The organism is Blautia sp. Sow4_E7, assembly GCF_052116245.1.
Taxonomy (GTDB): Bacteria; Bacillota; Clostridia; order Lachnospirales; family Lachnospiraceae; genus Blautia_A.
This window is the reverse complement of record NZ_JBQKLL010000148.1, coordinates 1-464: the sequence shown is the minus strand read 5'-3', so window position 1 is coordinate 464 and position 464 is coordinate 1. Positions and strand designations below refer to the sequence as shown.

The following is a 464-nucleotide window of genomic DNA, read 5'->3' as shown; positions in this document are numbered from 1 at the left end:
CGGGCTTGCCAGTCCATGAACAGACGGTTATAATGACCATAAATCTATAGAAAGAAAAAGAGCATTCCCTTTATGATGTCGTGTTACCAGCACGTCATCAGGAATGCTCCACTCACTAAACATGGTTATTATAAAACATTACCGATTAGAACGCAAGGATAACTCTGATTTTTTTATGTAAGGAGCAGGGAAAAATCCCATTGTCCATGGTGTGAGGGCAGATTTCAGGTGATCGGCAGCCGTAAAAGGATATTGCGAAGACAGGATGCCTCTGTCGTCCATCTGATTATTCGGAGACTGAAATGTACAGACTGTGGGCGGATCAGTCATGAGCTTCCTGAGTAACCGCCAACTAATAATGCGGTCAGATATAAAATTACCCCAGCCCTTTGCGAGTTGGAGTAATTCACTATAATTCACATGCGATTTTTGATAGATTGGAGTTTTTCACTCCAGGGTGCAAG

General features: G+C 42.7%; 1 pseudogene. It reads left to right on the top strand.

Going from position 1 to position 464, the window contains the following annotated elements:
• Positions 1-213 precede the first annotated feature (213 nt).
• Positions 214-345: pseudogene (locus ACTQ50_RS19795) on the top strand (DUF6431 domain-containing protein); the annotation flags it as partial.
• Between the last annotated feature and the right edge of the window lie 119 nt (positions 346-464).